This window comes from Haloferax sp. ATB1, assembly GCF_000730175.1.
This window is the reverse complement of the sequence record NZ_JPES01000095.1, coordinates 1-22,730: the sequence shown is the minus strand read 5'-3', so window position 1 is coordinate 22,730 and position 22,730 is coordinate 1. Positions and strand designations below refer to the sequence as shown.

Sequence of the window (22,730 nt, the reverse complement as noted above, 5' to 3'; positions counted from 1 at the left end):
TCGGTCAGTCGGGGAGAAGGAACGGGGTGTTCAGGAGTCGGTGAGCATCCGCACCGGCGGACACAGCACGTCGTTGGGAGTGAGGACGCTGTCGTCGTCCGCGGCGTTCATCCACGTGGTGATGTCGTTGATTCGGAGTTTGACTCGGACCGGAAGCTCGTGGATGCTCGGGTAGCCGGGGAACAGCTTGCGGTCGAGTTCGTTCCGGTCGTACTGCGCCTCCATGTCGGGCCACGGCGAACTGAACGGCTCGATACCGGGGACTTTCCGGCGGACGAACTTCTCGATTTGGTTCCTCCTGAACGAGTTGTGCGGTCTGTCCGGCGGCCGGTGTCGGAAGATGTCCGGGTTGAGTTTCCGCATCGCCGCCATCATCGTGTTCGTGTTGCGCTTTTCGGGCGGGGTCTTCAGGTGCCAGTCGATGAGTTCGGCGTCGGCGGCGACGAACGACTCGATGTAGTTGTCCGATAGCTCGAAGTGGAACGGGACCGACGGCTGGTTTTGGATTCCGATGAGTTCGATACTGTCGTAGACGTTGTCGTATCGATCCGACCACTTGTCGAGTTGCTCGTCGACGACGTCGTCGATGAACTCCATGCTCGTGTCGAACTCGTCGTAACACTCGGGGAAGACGTGGTCGCACGCCGGGTGGTAGCCGAACTTCGACGACAGCACCTCGGCGGGGTCCGGGTCGGGGTCCAGACCCTGCAACGGGAACCGATTACCGAACACTTCGACGACGTTCTGGGGGAGGAAATGTCCGCGGAGGAACGTATCGAAGAGCAGTCCGTGAAAGACGGTGTCGGCGTCCATCTTCTCGTCACAGCCCGCGTGGTGGACGTGGACCGACTCGCGCGTGCCGAGCGAGTACTCGATGACGTCCTCGTCGACGTTGATGTAGTCGTCGTCGGGGACGAGCGTCTCGTGGTTGGCACCGTACTGGTTCGCGATGTTCCGGGCGGCTTCGACCTCGGGATGGTCGGGCGCGCCGAGCGTGTAGCAGACGTCGATGTCGGGGTGCTGGGCGACGATTGCTCGCGAGTCGTAGCCGCCGCTCAGGAGCACGCCCTGTTTGCCGGGGTAGTTCGCCCGGCGGGCTATCGCCCGTTCGAGGCGCGCCGCGAGCTCGTCGACGTAGTCGAACTCGTCGGGGTCGGCGGGGTCGTAGACGAACCGAGAGAGCGTCCCCGACTCGTCGGCGGTGAAGTAGCCGTCGAACGGGATGCAGCTGAGTCGGCTGTAGACCGTCCGCTCGTCGACGACGACCCCCATGTGGATGTACTCGAGGAGGCCGCGGGTGTCGACTTCCAGCCCGGTTGCCGCCGAGAGGACGCGCTGTGGGTTCGTACCGAACACCCGCCCGTCGGGCGTGTCGGTGTAGAAACACTGCCACGTGCGGGCGGGGTCCGAGGCGACTATCGCGTCGCCGTCGAGTTCGACGAAGACGAGAAACGACCCGTTGAGTTCACCGAACGCGTCGGCTCCGACCGCGGCGTACCGTTCGAGGGTGTACTCCGCTGTCGGGGTCGAAACGTCATCGGGGGAGAACGCCTCGCCCCAGACGATACAGCTCCCTCGCTCGTCTCGATACGTCGACGAGCGCCCCGGGAACCCGAGCGCGGGGTCGCGGATAGCGACAGTCGCGCGCTCGCCGTCGGCGACCCAGTCGAAACTCGACCGAGACGCGAGGCCGTCGAATGCCCCGTCGTCGTCGAGGACGCCAAACAGTTCTTTGTTCATTGTGGGTGGCTGGTCTCCGTGAGGTTATTCGACTGTGACACTCTTCGCGAGGTTTCGCGGCTTGTCTATCTCGCGGTCCAACTCGGTCGCACAGTAGTACGACAGCAGCTGTAGTTGGACGTTCGCGAGGAGGTTCTCACAGACGGGATGTCTGTCGGGAACGTAGAGCTGTTCGTCCGCGGTGTCCATTATCTGGTGGTCCGACGGGCCGAGCGCGACGATGGGCGCGCCGCGGGTCTTCGCCTCCTTGGCGTTTGTCACCGTCTTGTCGCTGCCGTCGGTACAGACCGCGAAGACGGGGGTCCGGTCGGTGACGAGCGCCAGCGGACCGTGCTTGAGCTCGCCGGAGGCGAACCCCTCCGCGTGCTCGTAGGTGATTTCCTTGAACTTGAGCGCGCCCTCCTTGGCGACCGAGCAGCCGAGTCCGCGGCCGATGAAGAAGTACGCGTTCATGTCGAGGTACTCGCGAGCGAGTCGCTTGGCGTCGCTCGTCTGGAGCACCCGTTCGACGGCGTCTGGGAGTTCGGCCAGGTCGGAGACGAGTCGGTCGAGGTTGTCGGCGGGGACGCCGGATTCGACGATGTCGGAGAGGTGCTGGCTGAGGAGCGTGAGCACCGCCGCCTGCGACGAGAACGTCTTCGTGGCGGCCACGCCGATTTCGGGGCCGGCGCGGATGTAAATCGGTTCGTCGGCCTCGCGGGCGGCGGTCGACTGCACGACGTTCGTCACCGCGAGCGTCTCGACGCCCTCGTCGTTGACCTGCCGAAGTGCGCTGAGCGTGTCCGCTGTCTCGCCGCTCTGCGTAACCGCGATGAACAGCGTATTGTCCGTCAGCGAACTCGTCGTCAGGTCGTACTCGCTCGCGCGAATCGCGCGCGCTGGAACGTCACAGCGGTTCAGGAGGCTCGCACCGAACAGCGCGGCGTGGTACGAGGTGCCGCATCCGACGAGTTGGACGGAGTCGACGTCCGAGAGGTCGGTCTCGATGTCGAGGTTGATGTCGCCAGCCTCCTGGTCGAGACGGCCCTCGAGCGTCTTCTGGAGCGAGGTCGGTTGCGTGTGAATCTCCTTGAGCATGAAGTGGTCGAACTGGCCCTTTCCGGTCTCGTCGGGGTTCCAGTCGACCGTCTCGACTTCGCGCCGCACCGTCTCGTCGTTCTCGTCGGTGATGTCGACGCCGTCGGCGCGGACCTCGACGGTGTCGCCGTCTTCGAGGTAGACGACGTTCCGCGTGTGGTCGAGGAAGGCGGGCACGTCGCTCGCGAGGTAGTAACTACTCTCGTCGACGCCGAGGACGAGCGGCGACCCCTGCCGGGCGGCGTAGATGGAGTCGTTGCCGTCGACGACGACCGCGATGGCGTAGCTTCCTTCGAGCGCGTCGACCGCGTGCTGGAACGCCGCCAGCGGTTCGTTCCCGCGGTCGAGGTAGTGGCTGACGAGGTTCGGAATGACCTCGGTGTCGGTGTCGCTCGTGAACTCGTAGCCCTCGGCTTCGAGGGTCTCCTTGAGCGTCGCGTAGTTCTCGATGATGCCGTTGTGGACCGCGGCGACCTGGTTCGTCTGGTTCGTATGCGGGTGCGCGTTCTCGTCGGTCGGCGGCCCGTGGGTGCTCCACCGCGTGTGTCCGATACCGAGCGTCGCGCTCGATTCGACCCCGTCGATGGTGTCCTTGAGGTCGGAAACCTGACCCGAGCACTTCCATACGTCGAGTCCCGAGCCGTTTTTCACCGCGATACCGGCGGAGTCGTAGCCGCGGTACTCCAGTTTCTCGAGTCCGGTCACGAGCGGACTGATAGCCCGGTCTTCACCGACGTGAGCGATGATTCCGCACATGTTAGCGTCCCTCCGAGGACTGCGAGACACGCGCGGTCCCGGTCGTCGTTGGCTGTGGTCGGTTCAGAACGGACGGGGCGGAGATGTTCGACTCCCCCAGGAGTTGTTTCTGATGTGTCATGGTTTGTGGGGTCAGCGGGTGAGCTGTCCGTGAAACCACGATACGGGGAAGCGGCCATTACTATAGACGCGCTAAGGGACGGTGGCGACTCCACAACCGAAACAAACGCGTCGCTGTCGTGCGGTTTTTCGGAAACGTGGCATCGGCGGGTCGAACGACGAATTAGGCACCGAACAGGCCGCAGAGCGCGCGCCGGGACGGCTTACACGGCCGATAATAATGCCGTTTACGACTAGGTGTGGTGTATGGTTGACCGAGAGACAGACAGACGGAGTATTCTCAAGCTATCCGGCGTCGCGGCCATCGCATCACTGAGCGGCTGTGCGAGCTTCGCCAAGCAGGCGAACAGCGGCGGAGCGGACACGCCGGCGGGGCAGTCGGAACAGCAGACGACGACCGCGCAGCCCGAGACGCAGACGGCCGCAGGCAACGAGACCGACGCGAACGCGTCCGTCGAGATGCGTCCGAAGACGGTGTCCGACCCGTCGTTCGAACTCCATCCGGGTGCCCTCCGGTCGCTGCAGACCGACGCGCGGTATCCGACCATCGGCACGGCCGACACGACGGTAACGGTCTACGGGAGTTGGAAGTGTCCGTACACCCAGGAGTTCGTGCGACAGCAGTTCGGCGGGCTGGTCGAGGACTTCGTCGCGACCGGAGACCTCTCCATCGAGTTCCGGAACGTGGCGTACATGGACGGCGAGCCGTATCTCGGGCCGGACGCGCCCCGGGCGAGCGAAGCCGGGCTCGCGGTCTGGAACATCGACCCCGAGTCGTTCTGGACGTACTTCTCCTACGTCTTCGCGAACCAGCCGCAGGAGCGCCGCGACTGGGCGACGACCGAGAACCTCGTCCGATTCGCCGAGACGGCGGACACGAACGGCATCGACCAGATTCGGCGGGCGATTCGCTCGCGCGCGTACGCCCAGAGCGTCCAACTGTCCGCCGACAGCGCGGCCGAACTCGGCATCACGACCGTCCCGCGCGTCGCCACCGACGACGAGGTGACGGCACCGACGGTCGACCCCGAAGCGACGAGAGAACAGCTTGAGCGGGTCGCGAACGGCGGGTCGACGTTCGGCGGAACCACAGAGAACAACTCCACGTTCGGCGGCAATTCGACCGAAAACGACACCTCGTTCGGAGAGTCTACGACTGAAAACGACACCACCTTCGGGTCGTCGTCCGGCGGAAACGAGACCGGAGCGACGAACAACAGTTCGACGACGTTCGGAAGCAACGAGACGACCGAGTCGGACGACGACGCGTTCTAGTTCTTCGCGGTTCTGTCGCAGTCTGGTTTTTCGGTGTGAGCCGTCTGCGTCGGCCGGTCGCCGTGCGATGCAGATAACTCGTTGACGGAGATACGCGCCCAGCACCAGGAATCCGCGAGAATTAGTTGACTATGTAACTGTACTCGAACTCCTCGGATTCATTGATTGTGATCCCGCTCTGGAGGAGCCCAGCGTTGAGAGTAACGTGTCTCTCGAAGGAACTCCCGTTCATCGTGGCCGTGACGTCGTAGGTGTTCTCCTGCCCGGTCAGCGTAGCCACGTGGCGCGTTGCCCCCGGACCGAGGGCGACCGTGTCATTGTAGACTACGGTTGACTCGTTGCTGATTACGACATGGACGCTCTTGTTCGAATTAGCTTCGTTCTCAAGGACGAATGGCACGCGCTCGGCTCGCGGGACAGTTGTCGGTTGTGTGGTGGTCGTGGCTGTCGTGGTTGTCGTCGTCGCCGTCTGTGTCGTAGCTGTTGGTGGTGCAGTAGTCGTTGTCTGGCCAGTCGTCGCACATCGGCAAAGACAACGAGACACACGACCACGAGCGTCTGGAGGGACAACCGTCGCATTCTGGTAGATATGTCATTGTCTCTGAATATGCTTTGTGTGCTCTCGAACCGCGTTACTGCACAGGACGGGGAGCTTCATCACCCGCGTTGCGGAAAGAGCCTCAACGAGAACAGCCACGGTAAAAAAAAGAACGACCGCGAGCCGAGCGATCAGTTAGCGCCGGGGAGCGAACAAATCGTGACCTCGCCGTTCGCGTAGACGTAGTTCGTCGTCGGCGGACAGACCTCGGTCTTCGACGGGTCGAGGTTCGTAGCCACGTCCTGTTCGTTCGGGAAGTACGAGGCACTCTGTGATTGGTACTCCCGATAGGCCGTTATCCCCTGTGGGACTGGCCTCCCTTCTTCGGCCGGTAACGGCTCGGCCGGATACGCGTTCGTCCGCTCCCACACCGTCCCGTACGGCAGGTCGGTGTAGAGTTCGCCGCCCTGTTGCGACGAGCGGGCCGAACCGTACGTGTCGATGGCGGCGAGTTCCTGTTCGGTGTACGAGAGCCGTTCGTGTTGGTCCGGGAACGCAGGACTGTCCATCGCGCCGTCGTTCGACATGAGCATCACGTTCGGGTAGACGAGCACGAACAGGAGCAGGATGACGCCGACCACCTTGAGCGAGGTCCGGTTCGCGAGGTGGCGGAACCCGAGGACGCCGATGATGGCGAGGAGGGCGTAGAGGTACGCGAACCAGCGACCGGGGACGAAGCTCTCGATACCGACGAGCGGCAGTCCGAGCACGACGAACAGCATCGCCACGATAGCGCCGACGAACGTGTACGTCGTCTGCGTCGCCCGCGAGCGGTTGAGCACCGTGAGACACCCGATAAGACCCGCGAAGATGAGCATGAGGAAGCCGGCTTCGGTGACGTACGTCGAGAGCTGCGAGAAGAACGTCTGACCGGCCGAACCGGCCGCACCGGACGCGCCGGCCGACCCGCCGCTACCGCTCACGCCCTGGAGGAACCCGGCGTTGAACAGGTTCAACACGAGGTAGTTGATGACCGTTTCGAGGAAGGTGTCGCCCTGATACGGCGTCAGCGACCACGTGAAGACGATGAGTCCGAGGTTGAACCCCACGAGCCCCGCGAGGTTCACGGGGCTGGACCCGCCGCCCGAGAACGAAAGCGGGTCGGGGTCCTCGGTGAAGAAGTCGAACCGGAGCAACACCTGCGCGACGAACCCCGCGAAGAGGAGCACCAACATGATGAACGACGACACCTGGTGGGTGAGGATGACGGCGGTGCTGAACAGGACGAGCAGGCCGAAATCGCGCCATCGCTCGCTGGCGTGGGTTATCCGCACGAGACAGTACAGACACGCGAGGAAAAACAGCAGGCCGAGGCTCGTCGGGATGAGGTGGATGCCCCAGCGGACGACCTGGTCACCCATCGCGTACAGCGCGCCAGCGGTGAGCGCCCACCGGGTCGGGACGAGCAGTCGCGCCGTGCCGTAGACTAAAATCGGAACGAGCGGCATCACGACGCCGAGCGAGAGGTACAGCGCGTTCCGAAGCGACAGGTCGAGGAGGTGCGTCGACGCCGCCGTGAGAAGGTGGAACAACGGCGACGCGTAGTACTTGATGTCGTTGATGGCAGACAGCGAGTCCGCCTGAAGAATCATCTGGACGAACGTCGTGTGCGACCAGATGTCGATTCCGATGTAACCCGGCGCGGTGTAGAGCGCGGCGAAGCGGACGACGAACGAGTACACGAGAATCTCCGCGAGGAAGACGCTCGGCCGCAGTTCGTCGTCCGGGGCGAGCAGTATCTGTCCGAGGAGGAGCGTGCCGACGACGCCGCCGATGTCCATGAACAGGATGCTTCGTTCGCCCTGAACGACTGCGAGAACGACCATAACGGCGAGGCCCAAGAAGACGCCGGCCGAGATGAGCCGCACGAGCGACGGCGCGAGCGTCGGGAGGCCGTTCGTGGTCCCCCTCCCGCGGGCGGCCGCGAGATAGAGGAGACTCCCGACGCCGAGGAGTATCGGGAGCGTCACGATGAAAATCTGCGACGAGAGGAACCGCAGCGGGAACAACGCGAGCGCGAGCACGACTCCGAGGGCCGCCGCGAGCACGTCGAGTTCGGCTCGTTGTAAGCGGTCGTATACCGATGAGAGCATCGTCATGTATGAGCTGAGAGTTGTGGTTCGAAGAGCGTCCGTCAGATTGTGGTCGGGTCCGTATTGGGGCCGTAAAACACGTCCTGCCAGTCGCGGGTCACGTGGGTTCCCCACTCGATGTCGAGTTCGGGAAGCTCACGGTCCATCGCGTACTGCACGCTGAGCGCGGGGATATTGGCGCCCGCACCGACCGACGCGGTGACCGACCGGGAGATTCGCGGATGGACGTCGACGAGTTTCGGCCTGCCGTCGGCGGTGTATTTGAACCGGAACGTGGCGTTGTACTCCAACCCGAAGAGCGAACAGAGCTCGTGGGCGTCCCCGAGGAGTTCCGGGTTCTTCTCGACGGTGCCAACGAACGAGGAGTCGTCGCAGGTCGCGGCGTGCGACCGTGAGACGAGAACCGGCGTCTCGTCGTCGCGAACGAGGGCGTCTACGGTGTACTCCTCGCCGGGGAGGTACTCCATCACGATGAGTTCGGGGAACTGGGCCGTCTCACGGAGGACGGGGAGCACGTCGTCGAGCGTGGTGACGGTGCTGTCCGGTTTCTGGTTCAACAGCGCGTTGAACCGGTCCATATCCGGGTCGACGACGCGAAAGCAGCGCCTGTCGTTGCTGACGGGTGGCTTGAAGCAGACGCGGCGGTCGGGATAGCCGAGCGCGTGGACCGCGTCGAGAAACTCGTCGAACGAGGAGGCGCGGTAGAACTCGGGTGCCATCGGGTGGGCCTGCTTGACGAGTTCGTCGTACAGCCGTCCTTTATCCCTGGTAATCGAGAGCGACTGGGGCGGAACGGCCATCACTTCGATACCCTCGCGCTCGAAGGCGGGCTTCGCCTCGGAGAGGGCCTCGACGTCCGCCGCGTTGAGAGGGAAAATCACGTCGGCGTTCTCGCGGCGCGCGACCGAACGCAGCTCGGAGACGAACGCGTCGGCGTCGCCGGCGGGGACCGTCTCCGCCGTGTCGACGAGGCTGAAGCCGTAGGCGTCCGGGTCCGTATCGACGCCGACGATGTGGGCGTCGAACGCGTCGGCCCGGCGAATCGCCTTGATGATACCCGAAGCGCCGAAGGTACCGGCACCGGTCACCAGCACGGTCACATCGCCGTCCCGGCTCGACGGTCGGACTGTATCCAGCAGTGTCATCGAGACGAGACAGACACCAAGGGCCCCTTATTATATAGCAGATAAACGGCGTGAACCGTCGAAAACCGGCTGTTTCGGGGCCTCAGTCACGGTCCGAGAACGAGCGGCGAAACGCGGGGACGTGCGGCTAGTCGACGGCCGCTACTCGACGGCCGCGAGAACCCGTTCGACGATGATGTCCGTCGCGTCGACGTTCTCTTCGAGGAGTCGCTGTCGGCGGGCCTCCCAGTCGGCGTCGGTCGACCGGAGGATGTCGACCGCCCGGTTCGCGGCGCGTTCGTTCCGATGTTCGCCGTGGTACCCGAACAGCAGGTCGAACGAGGCGAGGTCGCGCATGAGCCCGGGGTTCGCGCTGTGGACGTAGACGGTCGGCGTCCCGAGCACGGCGCTCTCGGAGGCCATCGTCCCGCTCTCGCCGATAAAGAGGTCGGCGTACGCGAGCACGTGGTGAATGAGGTGCGGGTCGATGGTGATGGCGTAGTCTGTTAACTCGGGGGGAAGCGAATCACCCTCCGCGGAGATGAGTACCGATGCGCCCGCGTCTTCGAGGCGACCGACTAACTCGGTGAGGCCGTCGAGACCCTCGTCGCCGATGTCGTGCGCCGCGCCCCAACTGACCAACCGGACGACCGCGTACGTGTCGTCGGCGTCGACCGGCAGGCCGTCGAGCGCCGACGGGTCGGGGTCGAATCGGTCGGGGTGGAGGTACGCGAGTTCGTGGTAACTCGGGTACCGGTAGTGGTTCGAACCGGCGTCGTCGCGGTAGCATTTCGGCGTGGCGACCTCGTCGGCGAAGGGAAACGTCAGCGCGTTCGAGAGCGTCGCGTGCTCCGTGTCGGTGAAGACGACGCACTCGGCCCCGACGAGTTTCGCGACGTGTGCGGCCTCGAACCCCCCGATGGAGGCGATGACGTCCGGGTCGATGTCCCGCGCGGCGCGAAACAGGCGATACTCGATACCGAGCGTCGACAGCGCGACGCCGGCAAGCGAATCGCCGCGGGAGCCGACGACCTCGTAGTCGATGTCGTACTCGTCGAGGAGGTCCACAGCGACGTCCTTGTCGAGGGCGCGAACGTGGACTTCGTGGCCGCGAGCCTCGAACTCGTCGATGGCGTGCTTGAAGAAGTGAACGTGCGCGGGGTGCTGAATCGTGATGAGGATGTCCATCGCGGTGTCTCAGAGTTGCGCGTAGTGGAAGCCGCGCTCGCCGGCCTCGTCGGCGTCGAACGCGTCGGCCACGTCTATCATGACCGGGTCGGACCCGAGCGCGGCGGCCATCTCGTCGAGGTCGTAGTCGGCGAACTCCTCGTGACCGGTCGCCACGACGACGCCGTCGTAGGCGTCGAAGTCGACCGACTCGACCACCTCGATGTCGAAGACCTCCCGCGACTCGTCGGGGTCGGCGTGGGGGTCGTAGCCGACGCAGTCGACGTGGAACTCGTCGAGTTTCTCTATCATCGTGCTCACGTCGGAGCTTCGGATGTCGCCGACGCCCGGCTTGTAAGCGAGTCCGAGGACGAGCAGTCGCGTGTCCTGGAGGACGCGCCCCGACTCGTTGATAGTCTTGACCGCCTTGCGGGCGGCGTGAACCGGGACGTACTCGTTGATTTCGCGCGCCTGCAACACGAGTTTCGGCGAGAAGCCCTCGCGCTTGGAGCGGTAGGTGAGGTAGAACGGGTCGACGGGGATGCAGTGGCCGCCGACGAAGCCCGGGGAGTAGCCGTCGTGGAAGTTCCACTTCGTCCCCGCGGCTTCGAGTACGTCCTTGGTCGTCAGGCCCATGTGGTCGCACGCGATGGCCAGTTCGTTGACGAGCGCGATGTTCATGTCGCGCTGGACGTTCTCGATGACCTTCGACGCCTCCGCCGTCTCGATGTCGGGCGCGCGGTGGATACCGGCGTCGACGATACTCCCGTAGAGGTCGGCGAGGCGCTCGCGGACCCCCTCCGAGTTGGCACCGACTACCTTGACCACGTCCTTGACGCTCCGCCCGGTGTCGCCGGGCGACGCGCGCTCTGGCGAGTAGCCGACGAAAATGTCCTCACCCACGGCGAATCCGGACTCGGATTCGAGCGCGGGGACGAGGACGGACTCGGTCGCACCGGGGTAGACGGTGGATTCGAGGACGACGGTCGTCCCCGGAGAGACGTGCTGACCGATGGTCTCGGCCGCGGATTCGACGAACGTGAGGTCGGGATTCTCCATGCTGTCGACCGGCGTGGGGACCGTCACGATAACGAAGTCCGCGTCCGAGATGTGCGTCGCGTCCGTCGTGAACAGCACGTCGGAGGCGGCGACACCCTCGTCGGTTACGTCCCCGGTGGGGTCCGTCCCCGCCGAGAGCGTCGAGACCTTGTCGGGGTCGACGTCGTAGCCGATGACCGACTTCCCGGCGCGGTCGAACTCGATGGCCAGCGGCAGGCCGACGTAGCCGAGGCCGACGACGCAGACGGTGTCAGTCATGGAGTCCGATTCCCTCGTAGTCGACGCGGTCGTGGTCGCGGTACTCCGTGGCGGCCTGCCGCCCGTCGACGAAGACGACCGGGCGGTCGTCGTCGGCGAAGGCGGGAACGTCGAGGTGGTCGAACGACTCGTGGGCCGTCACGAGGACGATGGCGTCCGGCGACAGGTCGTCGCTCGTCACGCCGCGCATGACCGTCGCGCCCGCCTCCTCGAAGACGGCGGTGTCGTCGAGAATGGGGTCGGTTGCGACCACGTCCGCGCCCGCTTCGTCGAGATGTTCGACGACGGGGAGCGCCGGTGTCTTGCGGATCTCTTCGACGCCGGCGCGGTAGGTGAGACCGAGGACGAGAACGGTCGCGTCCTCGGGGTCGATGCCCCGCGCCGCCAGTCGGTCGAGCGCCGTCTGCGCGGTGACGTGCGGCATCTCGTCGTTGACGGCGCGAGCCGTCTCCATGAGCGGCGACCCCGTCTCGAACTGCGTGATGAGGAACTGCGGGTAGTACGGGATGCAGTGGCCGCCGACGCCCGCGCCGGGCGTGTGAATCTCGCAGAACGGTTGGGTGTTGGCCACGTCGATGGCCTCGGTCACGTCGATTTCGAACTCGCCCGCGTGGGTCGCGAGTTCGTTGGCGAGCGCGATGTTCACGTCGCGGTAGACGCCCTCGAACACCTTGACCGCCTCCGCGGTCGTCGTGTCCGAGACCGTGATGACCTCGTTCGACGAAATCTGGTCGTAGATGAGCGACGCGGCACGGGTGCTCTCGTCGTCGGCGCCGCCGACGACCTTCGGGTACGCCCCGCGGATGTCCTTCAGCGCGCGCCCGGACGAGGTCCGCTCGGGGCAGAACGCGAGGCCGAACTCGCCGAGCGAGAGACCGCTTTCGGATTCGAGAAGCGGCAGGAGCGCGTCGCGACAGGAGCGCGGCGGGAGCGTCGATTCGAAGACGACGAGGTCGCCCTCGTCGAGGCCCTTCCCGATGTCTCGTGCGACCGCCTCGATGACCGAGAGGTCCGGACGGCCCGCCTCGTCCACGAGCGTCGGGACGATGACAACGTGAATGCTCGCCTCGTCAGCGACCTCACGCGGTTCCGTGTTGGCGACGAGCGCGCCGTCCTCGACGAGTTCTTCGACGAGTTCGTCGAGTCCGGGTTCGCCGACGATGTGGTTGCGGCCGGCGTTAATCTCGCGGACGACGTCGGTGTCTATGTCCGCGCCGGTGACGTTGCCGGTGGTCTCGGCGTAGACGGAGGCGAGGGGAAGCCCCATCTTGCCGAGGCCGTAGACGCCGACCGGCACGTCGCCGGACGTGAACGCGGCTCTCTGTTCGTCTTCGGAGCGTTCGGAGCCGTAGATAGTCGTGATTGAAGATTGCGTGCTCATATGGAGTTCGCTCCCTGAAGCTTCGCCGGGAGTGGGCGGTGTTCGGCTGGCGTTCCGACCGCGAGCGTCTCCGGCGGAACGTCCTCGGTGACGGTCGCGCCGGCGGCGACGAACGCGTTCTCGCCGACGGTCACGTCGGGGAGAATCGTCGCGTTCCCGCCGATTGACGCGCCGTCTTCGAGCGTCGGGCCGGTCATCTCGACGTCCTGCCGGACCGGATACGGGTCGTTCGTGAGCACCGCGCCCGGCCCGACGAACACGTCGTCGCCGATGTGCGTGTGGGTCGGGACGTAGACCCGGGTCTGGAGGCTCACGTTCGAACCGATGGTTGAGGTTCCGTCGATGACGGTGTCGGTCCCGACGACGACGTTGTCGCCGATTCGGGTGTCTTCGCGGACGAGCGCGTCGTGGCCGGTGACGAAGCCGTCGCCGATGGTCACGTCGCTGTAGACGATGGTCCCCGAGCGGATTCGGGCGTCGTCGCCGACGATCGTCTGCTGTGAGTCGTCGCCGGCCGGGTACCCGAGGGTGACATCGTCGTCTATCTCGCAGTTGGACCCCGTGACGTACAAGTTCATGTCTGAGCCGAATCGGCGGTCGTCTCGTCCTCGTCGGCGGGCGACACGTCGCCGTCCGACCGGAGGGTGGTTACGAGCACGAACAGTGCGACGAGCGCCGCGAGGAGTTTGGTTTTGGTGCGCATGTGTTGGTCACGCCGCGGGCCGTCGTGGCCCGCGATTCGAAACGGAGGTCACGCGAAACGGCCATTATTATCGGGACGATAAGCCCGCAGACGCCCGAAAACGGCGGGAAACGAGTCGTCCCGGCCGTGCGAACGCTCACCAACCAGCGTCGGAATTCCTCGATTTTTCGGAGCGTCACCCCCAGATCGCCGCCGTCGGCGCAGTCAACCATCCGCCCTTATCAGACCGCTAAGCCCTTCTTTCGCCCGATTTCGAGCGTGAACGGTCGCGGCCATTTTTCAACACGGACTGTCAAGGCGCGGGTAATGAAGTCGTCTACCCGTCGCTGGACACTCGACTTACTCCTCGTCGTCGCGGGGGCAATCGCCGCGCTCGCGGTGGTCATGCTCGACTTCTCCGGGTCCGTCGTCCGGAGTCTGTTCGTCGTGCCGCTCATCGTTCTGTACCCGGGGTACGCGCTCCTCGCCGCGGTGTTCCCGGAACGGCGGTCGGACGTCGAGTCCGACACCATGAGCGACGAGTCGGCGCTGACGCGACCGACGCGTCACACCGCCGGACTGCTCTACTCCGTTCGGCTGGTCCTCTCGGCGGCGTTGAGCCTCGCGCTCGTCGCCGCAGTCGCGCTCGTCACCAACCTCGTCGGACAGGGGTTCGACGCGAGCATCGTCGCGCTCGGCGTGTTCGGCGTGACGATGTTGTTCACCGCGGTCGCCGTCGCCCGGCGCATGCTGCTCCCCCCGGACGCGCGGGCCGGAGCCCCGCCGCTCAGTACCGTCCTCGGGAGCGTGGCGTCGACCGCCGGTGCGGTCACGTCCCCGCTGTCCTCCGAGTCGCGGAGTTCGCCCGTCTCGCTCGCCGTCAACCTCCTCGTGGTCGTCAGCCTCGTCGCGTTCCTCAGCAGCGTCGGGTTCGCGATGGTCGAGACGCAGACTCCCGAGTCGGACTTCACCGAAGCGTACCTCGTGACCCAAAACGAGTCGGGCTACGAGGCCAGCGGCTATCCCCAGCAGCTCAGTTCGGAGGAACCGGTCCCGGTGACGCTGGCGCTGGAGAACCACGAACACGAATCGACGACGTACACGGTCGTCACGGAGCTTCAGCGACTCGACAGAACGCCGAACGGGACACAGGTGGTCGAAGAGCGAGAACTCGACCGAACGCAAGCGTCGGTCGAGGACAACGAGACCGCCTACGTCCAACAGGACGTTCGACCGACGATGTCCGGTGAGTCGCTCCGACTCGTCTATCACGTCTACAAAGGTGACGCTCCCGACGATGCGAACCGCGAGAACTCGTATCGGACCGTCCAACTCGTCGTGTCGGTCGACGACGGCGGCGGCGACACCACCGCAAAACTCGGTCAGCCGGGTTCGATTGGGGGGACCTCGGCCTGATGTGGCCGTGGGAGCATCTCCTCTTCGGCTACGTGCTGTACTCCCTCGCGAACCGCGCCGCGTGGGAGACGCCTATCGGTGACGCGGCCGGCGTCACCCTCGCGGTGATGACGCAGATTCCCGACCTCGTGGACAAGCCGCTCTCGTGGACGCTCGGCGTCGTCACGACGGGGTACGGCCCGGCGCACTCGCTCCTCGTCGGCGCACCACTCGTGGGACTCCTCGCGGGGGCGCTGTGGACGCGGAACAGGGTGAAACTCGCGGCCGCCGCGGTCGTCGGGTACGGGTCACACCTCGTCGGCGACCTGCTCGCGCTCCGGGCGAACGGGCCGAATGTCGGCCGGCTACTCTGGCCGCTCGCGCCGCGGGAGCCGTACTCGAACGACCTCGGCTTCGTCCAGCGGTTCGCGGAGTACTTCCAGACGTTCCTCTATCAGATGCTGCGCCCCGAGAACACGGGGCTCGTCGTCGGTTACGCGGCCGTCTTCGGGGTGGTCGTTCTGCTGTGGGTGCTCGACGGGACGCCGGGACTTCGGTGGGCTCGCCGTGCCGCCGGCCTGCGCCGCTGATTCGCGGCCCGTCTTGTAACGGATAACGGAAATATAATTTGACAAAAGCAACCCTGCTTAACAGTTGCATCCCTAATCGTCGACATGAATGGACATTCTGTTTGAATAATACGATAAACGCTAAAAATACTCATTAGACAGAGGCAGAGACGTTCTCTCGATGCGGAATCAAGGCGCAGAAGAGCGCAGGAGGACAGTCTCTCGGAGACAGGTACTGAAGGGCATCGGCGGGGCGGCCGCTGCCGTTTCGTTCGCTGGGACGGCATCAGCCGACGACGACTGGTACAACGTCGTCGACGAGGGGGCCGACCCGACCGGCGGGGAATCTATCAATCCGGTCTTAGACGACATCCAGTGCGACGACGGGACGGTTCTGTATTTCCCGGAGGGCGAGTATCTCATGGACGACTCGTTCCGTCACGTCGATTTCCGCGGGTTCGAACTGCGGGGAGATAACGCGACTATCGTCCCGGCCGCCGACTACGACGGCAGGTGGCTGTTCAAGTTGGGGACGTTCGACCAACCGGGGGAAGACCTCGTCGTCGAGGGCTTCGAGTTCGACTTCACGGCCGACAACACCGGACTTCGCGTCGTCCAAGCGCAGGTCAGAGACGACCTCCTCGCGCGGGACCTCTCCGTCGTCGGCCAACACGACAGCGGGAAGTACGGTCCGTTCGCGTTCGACGTCACCAGTTCGTCGGGCATCGGGACGCTCCAGAACATCAGGATCCCCGACGGCGGCGAGTTCTCGGACAACACGCCGGGCGACATCGACGTGGGGCCCACGGGCATCATCGTGTCGCCGTACCACGACGGCAAGCTTTGGGTCCGCGACTGCGAGGTCGGTGCGTGGCCCGACAACGGCCTCTACTGTTCGACCGAGGGCGGCCGCGTCGTCGTCGACGGCGGCGTGTTCAAGAACAGCAACATCGCCAACATCCGGCTCTCGGGCGATTACAGCTCGATTCACGGCGCGACCGTCATCGTTGATGAACGCCGCACCGACGACACGAACCAGCGGGGCATCCGACTCGACGGCGGCGCGTACAACTGGATAGACGACACCGTCGTCCGAATCGACGAGCCGAACGGGCGCGCCATCAGCGTCCAGAACGACGTCGAATGGGCGCGGATTCAGAACTCGAGCGTCATCGTCAACGGAGACGTGCCGACGAAAGCCGTCACCGTCTCGTCGGGCGCTGGCAAAGTCGACATTCTCAACACGGACATCGAGTTCAACACCAGCGGTCACGCGCTCGTCGTGGGCGGACCGAGCAGCGCCGACGCGGACCCGGTCTACATTCTCAAGTCGAGCGTCGGCGGCTCCGGCGGCGGGTCGAGCGGCCGGCACGCGGTCCGACTCGAACGAGGGAACTGCACGCTCGACCGCTTCGACGTCGAGCAGACCGGCGGCGACTATCGACGCGCGGTCAAGGTACTCGGCGACGGCAGCACGTTCGTCTGGGGCGACTACGACACGAGCCACATCCCGCTGGTCAACGACGCCGACGGGACGACGTTCCGCGGTATCACCTCGGAATCGCACGACGGCTACGAGGGGATGAAGGTCATCGACGGGTCGAGCGGCGTCGAAGTTACCGAGTCGGTGATTCACAACGGCGTCTGGGAGTACGGCGACGTCGACGTCACGTACGACGGAAACTGGTTCTGAGCCACGACGGGTCAATACCAGCGTCGCCCCCGCGACGCAGCCCGCTCACCGCTCACTCGGTCGGAGTCACGGCGACAGTGTCGCCTCGATGAGTCGCGAGATAGCCCGACGAATCCGCTGTGAGACCCCCGACTTGGAGATGCCGAGGATGGCCGCGAGTTCGCCCTGCGAGGACCGCCGCGGGACCTCGAAATAACCGTGTTCGTGGGCGATGAGAAGCGCCTTGCGCTGTCCCGGGAGGAGCGCCGTCTCGGAGCCTACGTCGGTTTCGCGGGCGACGTGGAGGCGCTTTACCCGGAACGAGATATCGTTGTCGTGGTAGTGTTCTTGGACGCGGTGCAGCGTCGAGTGAGCGGGGAGGTGCATCTGGATGGACCACCTGCCGTCTTCGTGTCGAACGGAGATGACCCGAACGCCCATCTCCGTCGAGGACGGGGGAATCAGGCGGACGCCGCTCCCGAAGAGGACGCGAAACCGGTGGTCGGAGCCGACGGAACCGAGGAAATCCGCCTCTATCACGGTCGGGTCGACGACGAGGGACGCCCCGACTGAATCGACGGAACCCTGTTCGACGACGACGAACGCGCAGTCCCAGCCGAATCCCTCGGTCGGTTGAAATTCGAGTTCGACCGGCCCCCGGTGTCCCGTGACGAACGACGAGAGAATCAGCCTCGGGTCCTCGAGCGTTATCTCCAAGTATATCGGTCGAGCGTCGTCCCCCCTTCGGTCCTCGTGCATCGCCTGTTGTTCGAGAATCGGTACGGGTTATTATGCGGGTGATAAGCGTCTGTGGCCGCGTCTCCGCGGGTTCGCTCCCGTACCTGTCGGCGGGCTGTGAGCAACTACGATGCCCATAATAACGACACCGAAACGTCCACAGTTCGGTAGGACTCCGACTACAATGTACAAAGACAACTCAATCGCCGTCGTCGTGCCGGCCTACAACGAAGAGGGCTACGTCGGGGACGTCATCGACACCCTCCCCTCGTTCGTCGACCTGGCCTACGTCGTCGACGACGGGTCGACAGACGGGACGTGGGACGAAATCGTGACGCACGCCGACGCGTTCAACGAGGACCACACCCCCGAGGCGACGGCGTACGACGACGTGGTCGTCCCGATTCAACACGAGGAGAACCGCGGGGTCGGCGGCGCGCTCAAGACCGGTTACCTCCACGCGCTGGAAGACGAAGTCGATATCACGGCCGTCCTCGGCGGCGACGGGCAGATGAACCCCAACGAACTGGCGAAGTATCTCGACCCCATCGCGGAGGGCGACGCCGACTACGCGAAGGGCAACCGGTTCATGGAGCAGTCGGACCTCGACGCCATGCCGGGCTACCGACTCGTCGGCAACTCCATCCTCTCGTACCTGACGAAGTTCGCCAGCGGCTACTGGAAGACGATGGACCCGCAGAACGGCTACACCGCGATTTCCCACGAGGCGTTGAAGCAGGCCGACATCGAGAACATGTACGAGTACTACGGCTACTGCAACGACCTCCTCGTCAAACTCAACGCCGAGAACCTCCGCGTCGCGGACATCGCCTGCTCCGCGGAGTACCTGTACGACGACGACTGGAAGAGCCACATCAACTACAGCGAGTACGTCCCCCGCGTCTCGGGCATGCTGCTCCGGAACTACTTCTGGCGGCTGAAAAACAAGTACATGCTCCGCGACTTCCACCCGCTCGCGGCGTTCTACTACCTCGGAACCGTCATCGCGGGCGTCGCGGCCATCGGCCTCATCGGCTCGGGACTGACGGGTGGCGGTGACGGTGACGGCGACGGCGGCTCACCCAGCCTCGGCAGCTGGGCAATCGGTCTTCTCTTCGGTATCACGTTCCTGCTTTTCGGCACGGTCCTCGACCACAACGACAACGAATCGCTCGAAATCCGGGTCGACGACGACACCTACGAGACCGAGGTTCCGAGCGAGTAACCCGAGTCGAATCGGGGGCCGGAGGCCGCCGAAATTCGCAGGCATACTTAAAGGCTGAACATGTGAAGCCGGGAACGTTCGTGAGTATACGACGTTCTCGGTTGTATGAGATTCACGCAATCTGACGATACCGACGCAAATGACTCCCGGGGCCCGAAGCTCACGCGGCGCTCGTATCTCCTCGGAGCCGTCGGCACCCTCGCGGTCGGAAGCTACCTGTCGCGCCCCATCAACAGCGTCGAGGCGAACACGATGAGCGTCGACGTTCCGCGGGCGTACCTCGACCGGTTCTCGAACGTCGTCAACGTCGTCGACGCGGGGGCCGACCCGAAGGGCGTCGAACCCATCGACGACGTGCTCTCGCGGCACGTCGCGGACGACACGCTCCTCGTCTTCCCGGAGGGCGATACCTGATGCACAGGCAACTCCGAAAGACCGGATTCGAGAACCTCGGGTTCTACGGGCCGAACGCGACGCTCACGCACGGCCGAATCGACGCCATCGACAGCAACGTCGTCACCGAGGGCGAGTTCACCGGCGCGGCCCGGTTCTTCCGGCTCGGCGTTATCTACGCCCCCGGCAGAGACCTCCTCTTCGAGGGGTTCACGTTCGATTTCACCACCCCGCAGACCGGGATTCGGGCCATCGAGGCCTACGTCACGGACGGGCTCGAAGTCCGTGACATCACCATCGCGGGCGAACACGACACCGGGACCCTCGGTCCGGCGCTGTTCAGCGTGACCACCGCCGGCGGGACCGGCACCGTCGAGCGGTTCAGCGCGCCCGACGGCGCGGCGTTCACGGAAGACACCATCGGCGACATCAACCTCGGCCCCACCGGGATACTCATCGACCCGAACAGCGCGGGGACGCTCCGCTTCGTCGACTGCGAACTCGGTCGGTTCCCGGACAACGGGCTGTACGTCTCGGGTTCGAAGGGCGTCGTCCACGTCGAGGGCGGGACGTACAAGAACAGCACCGTCTCCTCGATTCGACTCAAGGGGTACGGAAGCAGCATCCGGGGCGCGACGGTCGTCATCGACGAACTCGTCCCCGGCATCAGCCAGCGCGGGATCCGCCTCGACGACGGGGCTGACCTCCGCATCGAAGACACCACCGTCGAGGTCACCGGTTCCGCGGAGAACGCCATTCGCGTCCTCGACGACGCGCAGACCTCGGTCATCAAGAACTGCAGCATCGTCCTCAACGACGACGAGGGCTGTGCGCGCGGCATTCAGGTGACCCCCGGTGCGGGTCGCCTCGAAGTCCTCGACACGACCATCGACATCCACGGGTCGAACTTCGCCATCTACCTTCAGGGACAAAACCTTCCGGAGGACCCGATGGTGCTCGTCAAGAACGTCACCATCACCGGATCGGCACCCGGCGACGGCCAGCGCGAGGCGATTCGCGTCGAGCGCGCGAACGCCCGGTTCGAGAACCTGACCGTCCACCAACCCGGCGAGAGCTACCGGCGCTGCGCCGAGATTCTCGCGGACGACGCCCTGTTCGTCGGCGGGACCTACGAGGCGACGCACCACCCCTTCATCAACAAGGGCAACCGGACGCGCTTCGACGGCATCACCGCGCGGTCCCTCGGCGGGCGACAAGCCATGAAGCTGTACTCGCAGGGGACCGACGTGGTCGTCATGGACTCGGTGCTCTACGGCGGCTACATCGACGGCGGCGCGGAGGGGTTCGTCGTCGACAACACCGAACTGCCCCAGTGCCACCGTCTGAGACGAACGGATCTTACCGACCCGATAATCATGGGGGTCGGTACGCAACTGCGGGTAACGCATGGACCACGACCGACTGGCCGATAAGGACCTCCTCGTCGTCTCACACGGCTACAAACACTTCGTCAAGTCGCAGGTCGACGTGCTCGCGGAGTACTTCGATTCCGTTACCGTCTGCGTCAGGTACAACTGGTTCGCCGACGTGGCATCTCGACTCCCCGTGGGCGGCGGCGAGGGGTTCGGAAGAGACGCCAAAATTGCCACGACGGGCGTGCCCGACAACGTGCGCGTCGTCGAGACCCCGCTTTTGTACCTCCCCGGTGGACGCGCAGCGCGAGCACATCCTCGGACAGCAACACGCCCGGAGAGTCCGCAAGAAACTGGCGGACTATCCCGTCTCGTTCGACCTGATTCACTGCCACATGACGTGGACCTCCGGGTACGTCGGCGCGCGTCTGAAAGAGGAACTCGGAATCCCGTACGTCCTCACCGTCCACGCCAACCGCAACTGGTTCGAAACACAACTCGACTCCGACAACGCCCGACTGAAGCGGGCGTGGACCGACGCCGACCGACTCGTTCGCGTCAACCGGCGCGACCGCTCGAAACTGGAGGCCTACAACGACGACGTGGTCCACATCCCCAACGGCTACGACACCGACGTGTTCGAGCGCATCTCCACCGCCGCGGCCCGCGAGCGACTCGGCATCGGCGACGACGAACCCATCGTCTTCGCGCTCGGGACGCTGAAACCGCGGAAGGGCTTCCAGCACCTGATGCGAGCGATGACGCGAGTCCGCGACTCCGAACCCGAAGCGAGACTCGTCATCGGCGGACAGGGCGGCATGCGCGACGAACTCGAATCGCTCGCCGCGGAACTCGGTATCGACGACCGGACCGACCTGCTCGGCTACGTCGAGTCGGGGACGCTCAACGACTGGATGAACGCGGCCGACGTGTTCGTCCTCCCCAGCTACAGCGAGAGCTTCGGCGTCGTCCAACTGGAAGCGATGGCCTGCGGGACGCCGGTCGTCGCGACGAAAAACGGCGGGAGCGAAGAGGTCGTCACGAGCGACGACTACGGCTTCCTCGTCGAGGGGCCGGAGTCGCACGACGAACTCGCCGACGCCGTCATCGATGCCCTTCACAAGCGGTGGGACGCGGACGCGATTCAGGCGTACGCGAACGAGTGCACGTGGGAGAACGTCTGCGAGGACATCGCCGACCTCTACGTCGAAGTCCTCGACGAGACCGAGAGCGAGCGGCAAGCCGTCGCCGCGCAGTAAGGCTCCGGAACGGCACCAGAACCGCGCTATCTGTTTCTGTCGGGAGGCGGTCCGCGTAGCACTCGGGTCCGACGGTCGGCGTCAAAAAATCCAGACGGCCCGTTAGCGCGCGCTTCGACCGGCGAGCGCCACGATTCCCACGAACAGAACCGAGTGGAACCACGGCGACCCGCCGAGCGGAGACGACTGCAAATCGAGCCACTCGACCGCCGAAAGCGGTTGCGTCATCAGGAGCGTCGACCCGCTGTCGGTCGTATTCGATGTCGTGGTGGTATCGGTCGCTGTCGTGTCTGTCGTCGCGGTGTCGGTCGTGGACGTATCCGTCGTCGTGGTGTCGGTGTCCGTGGACGTTGTCGTGGTATCTGTGGTCGTCGTCGTGTCGGTCGTCGTATCCGTGGTCGTCGTCTCAGTCGTGGTTGTATTCGTCGCTGTCGTCGTCTCTGTGGTCGTAGTCGTCGTGTCTGTGGCGGTGTCGGTCGTTGTCGTAGCTGTGTCGGTCGTTGTCGTAGCTGTGTCGGTCGTTGTGGTGGTCGTATCTGTCGTCGTTGGTGACGAGGTCGTCGTCGTTGTCGTCGTGTTGTTCGACGGTGTGTCCGTCGTCGTCGGCGACGAAGTGGTCGTTGTCGTCGTGTTGTTCGACGGTGTGTCCGTCGTCGTCGGTGACGCGGTCGTCGTCGCTGTCGTCGTGTTGTTCGATGGCGTCTCCGTCGCTGTCGGTGACGCGGTTGTCGTCTGGTCGTCGCTATCATCGCCGGTCGTCGTCATCGTCGTCCGTC

General features: G+C 64.8%; 20 protein-coding genes and 1 pseudogene. 8 read left to right on the top strand and 13 right to left on the bottom strand.

Going from position 1 to position 22,730, the window contains the following annotated elements; all coding sequences use genetic code 11:
- Window positions 1-30: 30 nt before the first annotated feature.
- Both ATB1_RS15810 and glmS read right to left on the bottom strand, forming a co-directional pair.
- Window positions 31-1,740 carry an asparagine synthase-related protein gene (locus ATB1_RS15810; protein ID WP_042665509.1) on the bottom strand — a complete coding sequence of 570 codons (1,710 nt, stop codon included), beginning with the start codon at window positions 1,738-1,740 and terminating at the stop codon, window positions 31-33.
- A 24-nt stretch (window positions 1,741-1,764) separates the two neighbouring features.
- Window positions 1,765-3,573 carry a glutamine--fructose-6-phosphate transaminase (isomerizing) gene (glmS, locus tag ATB1_RS15805; protein ID WP_042665507.1) on the bottom strand — a complete coding sequence of 603 codons (1,809 nt, stop codon included), beginning with the start codon at window positions 3,571-3,573 and terminating at the stop codon, window positions 1,765-1,767.
- A gap of 366 nt (window positions 3,574-3,939) precedes the next feature.
- Here glmS and ATB1_RS15800 point away from each other — a divergent pair, with 366 nt between their 5' ends.
- Window positions 3,940-4,968: a thioredoxin domain-containing protein gene (locus tag ATB1_RS15800; RefSeq protein ID WP_042665504.1), complete on the top strand. Its 1,029-nt coding sequence runs from the start codon at window positions 3,940-3,942 to the stop codon at window positions 4,966-4,968.
- Between the two features lie 121 nt (window positions 4,969-5,089).
- On the opposite strand, the gene ATB1_RS15795 is transcribed toward ATB1_RS15800, so the two are convergent.
- The 9 genes from ATB1_RS15795 to ATB1_RS23960 all read right to left on the bottom strand — a co-directional run bounded on the left by ATB1_RS15795 (window position 5,090) and on the right by ATB1_RS23960 (window position 13,351).
- Window positions 5,090-5,368: a hypothetical protein gene (locus tag ATB1_RS15795; protein ID WP_042665503.1), complete on the bottom strand. Its 279-nt coding sequence runs from the start codon at window positions 5,366-5,368 to the stop codon at window positions 5,090-5,092.
- The gene (locus ATB1_RS22515; protein ID WP_198526126.1) at window positions 5,352-5,492 is read right to left on the bottom strand and encodes a hypothetical protein; all 141 of its coding nucleotides are present in this window, start codon (window positions 5,490-5,492) and stop codon (window positions 5,352-5,354) included. The genes ATB1_RS15795 and ATB1_RS22515 overlap by 17 nt, the downstream gene beginning before the upstream one ends.
- 205 nt (window positions 5,493-5,697) lie before the next feature.
- Entirely contained in the window at window positions 5,698-7,659 is a 1,962-nt protein-coding gene (locus ATB1_RS15790) for a glycosyltransferase family 39 protein (protein WP_042665553.1), read from the bottom strand.
- A 41-nt stretch (window positions 7,660-7,700) separates the two neighbouring features.
- Window positions 7,701-8,804, bottom strand: coding sequence for an ATP-grasp domain-containing protein (locus tag ATB1_RS15785; RefSeq protein WP_241768303.1), 1,104 nt, complete (start codon window positions 8,802-8,804; stop codon window positions 7,701-7,703).
- Window positions 8,805-8,945: 141 nt separating this feature from the next.
- Window positions 8,946-9,971: a DUF354 domain-containing protein gene (locus ATB1_RS15780; RefSeq protein ID WP_042665501.1), complete on the bottom strand. Its 1,026-nt coding sequence runs from the start codon at window positions 9,969-9,971 to the stop codon at window positions 8,946-8,948.
- A gap of 9 nt (window positions 9,972-9,980) precedes the next feature.
- Complete coding sequence (locus tag ATB1_RS15775; RefSeq protein WP_042665499.1) at window positions 9,981-11,267, bottom strand: nucleotide sugar dehydrogenase; 1,287 nt, start codon at window positions 11,265-11,267, stop codon at window positions 9,981-9,983.
- The gene (locus tag ATB1_RS15770) at window positions 11,260-12,648 is read right to left on the bottom strand and encodes a nucleotide sugar dehydrogenase (protein WP_042665498.1); all 1,389 of its coding nucleotides are present in this window, start codon (window positions 12,646-12,648) and stop codon (window positions 11,260-11,262) included. The genes ATB1_RS15775 and ATB1_RS15770 overlap by 8 nt, the downstream gene beginning before the upstream one ends.
- Window positions 12,645-13,226: an acyltransferase gene (locus tag ATB1_RS15765; RefSeq protein WP_042665496.1), complete on the bottom strand. Its 582-nt coding sequence runs from the start codon at window positions 13,224-13,226 to the stop codon at window positions 12,645-12,647. Before ATB1_RS15765 ends, ATB1_RS15770 begins: the two co-directional genes overlap by 4 nt.
- A complete protein-coding gene (locus ATB1_RS23960; protein WP_277813238.1) occupies window positions 13,223-13,351 on the bottom strand; it encodes a hypothetical protein in 129 nt (42 codons plus the stop codon). Before ATB1_RS23960 ends, ATB1_RS15765 begins: the two co-directional genes overlap by 4 nt.
- A gap of 306 nt (window positions 13,352-13,657) precedes the next feature.
- Between ATB1_RS23960 and ATB1_RS15760 the strand changes: the two genes are divergently transcribed.
- The 3 genes from ATB1_RS15760 to ATB1_RS15750 all read left to right on the top strand — a co-directional run bounded on the left by ATB1_RS15760 (window position 13,658) and on the right by ATB1_RS15750 (window position 16,987).
- Complete coding sequence (locus ATB1_RS15760; protein WP_042665494.1) at window positions 13,658-14,746, top strand: DUF1616 domain-containing protein; 1,089 nt, start codon at window positions 13,658-13,660, stop codon at window positions 14,744-14,746.
- Window positions 14,746-15,315, top strand: a complete 570-nt coding sequence (locus tag ATB1_RS15755; protein ID WP_042665492.1) for a metal-dependent hydrolase — start codon at window positions 14,746-14,748, stop codon at window positions 15,313-15,315. The genes ATB1_RS15760 and ATB1_RS15755 overlap by 1 nt, the downstream gene beginning before the upstream one ends.
- Before the next feature lie 160 nt (window positions 15,316-15,475).
- On the top strand, window positions 15,476-16,987 hold the full coding sequence (locus ATB1_RS15750; protein WP_042665490.1) for a hypothetical protein: 1,512 nt from the start codon (window positions 15,476-15,478) through the stop codon (window positions 16,985-16,987).
- 66 nt (window positions 16,988-17,053) lie between these two features.
- Here the strand turns inward: ATB1_RS15750 and ATB1_RS15745 are convergent, their stop codons facing one another.
- Window positions 17,054-17,725 carry a helix-turn-helix domain-containing protein gene (locus tag ATB1_RS15745; protein WP_082256458.1) on the bottom strand — a complete coding sequence of 224 codons (672 nt, stop codon included), beginning with the start codon at window positions 17,723-17,725 and terminating at the stop codon, window positions 17,054-17,056.
- 163 nt (window positions 17,726-17,888) lie between these two features.
- Between ATB1_RS15745 and ATB1_RS15740 the strand changes: the two genes are divergently transcribed.
- From ATB1_RS15740 to ATB1_RS15730, 4 genes are all read left to right on the top strand, one after another.
- Window positions 17,889-18,929, top strand: a complete 1,041-nt coding sequence (locus tag ATB1_RS15740; protein WP_042665489.1) for a glycosyltransferase family 2 protein — start codon at window positions 17,889-17,891, stop codon at window positions 18,927-18,929.
- 105 nt (window positions 18,930-19,034) lie between these two features.
- Entirely contained in the window at window positions 19,035-19,343 is a 309-nt protein-coding gene (locus ATB1_RS23495; protein WP_241768302.1) for a hypothetical protein, read from the top strand.
- Window positions 19,343-20,755 carry a right-handed parallel beta-helix repeat-containing protein gene (locus ATB1_RS15735; protein ID WP_241768300.1) on the top strand — a complete coding sequence of 471 codons (1,413 nt, stop codon included), beginning with the start codon at window positions 19,343-19,345 and terminating at the stop codon, window positions 20,753-20,755. The genes ATB1_RS23495 and ATB1_RS15735 overlap by 1 nt, the downstream gene beginning before the upstream one ends.
- Window positions 20,756-20,988: 233 nt before the next feature.
- Window positions 20,989-21,954 carry a glycosyltransferase gene (locus tag ATB1_RS15730; protein ID WP_241768299.1) on the top strand — a complete coding sequence of 322 codons (966 nt, stop codon included), beginning with the start codon at window positions 20,989-20,991 and terminating at the stop codon, window positions 21,952-21,954.
- A gap of 102 nt (window positions 21,955-22,056) precedes the next feature.
- Here ATB1_RS15730 and ATB1_RS22090 read toward each other — a convergent pair.
- Window positions 22,057-22,730, bottom strand: a pseudogene (locus ATB1_RS22090) (lipopolysaccharide biosynthesis protein); the annotation flags it as partial.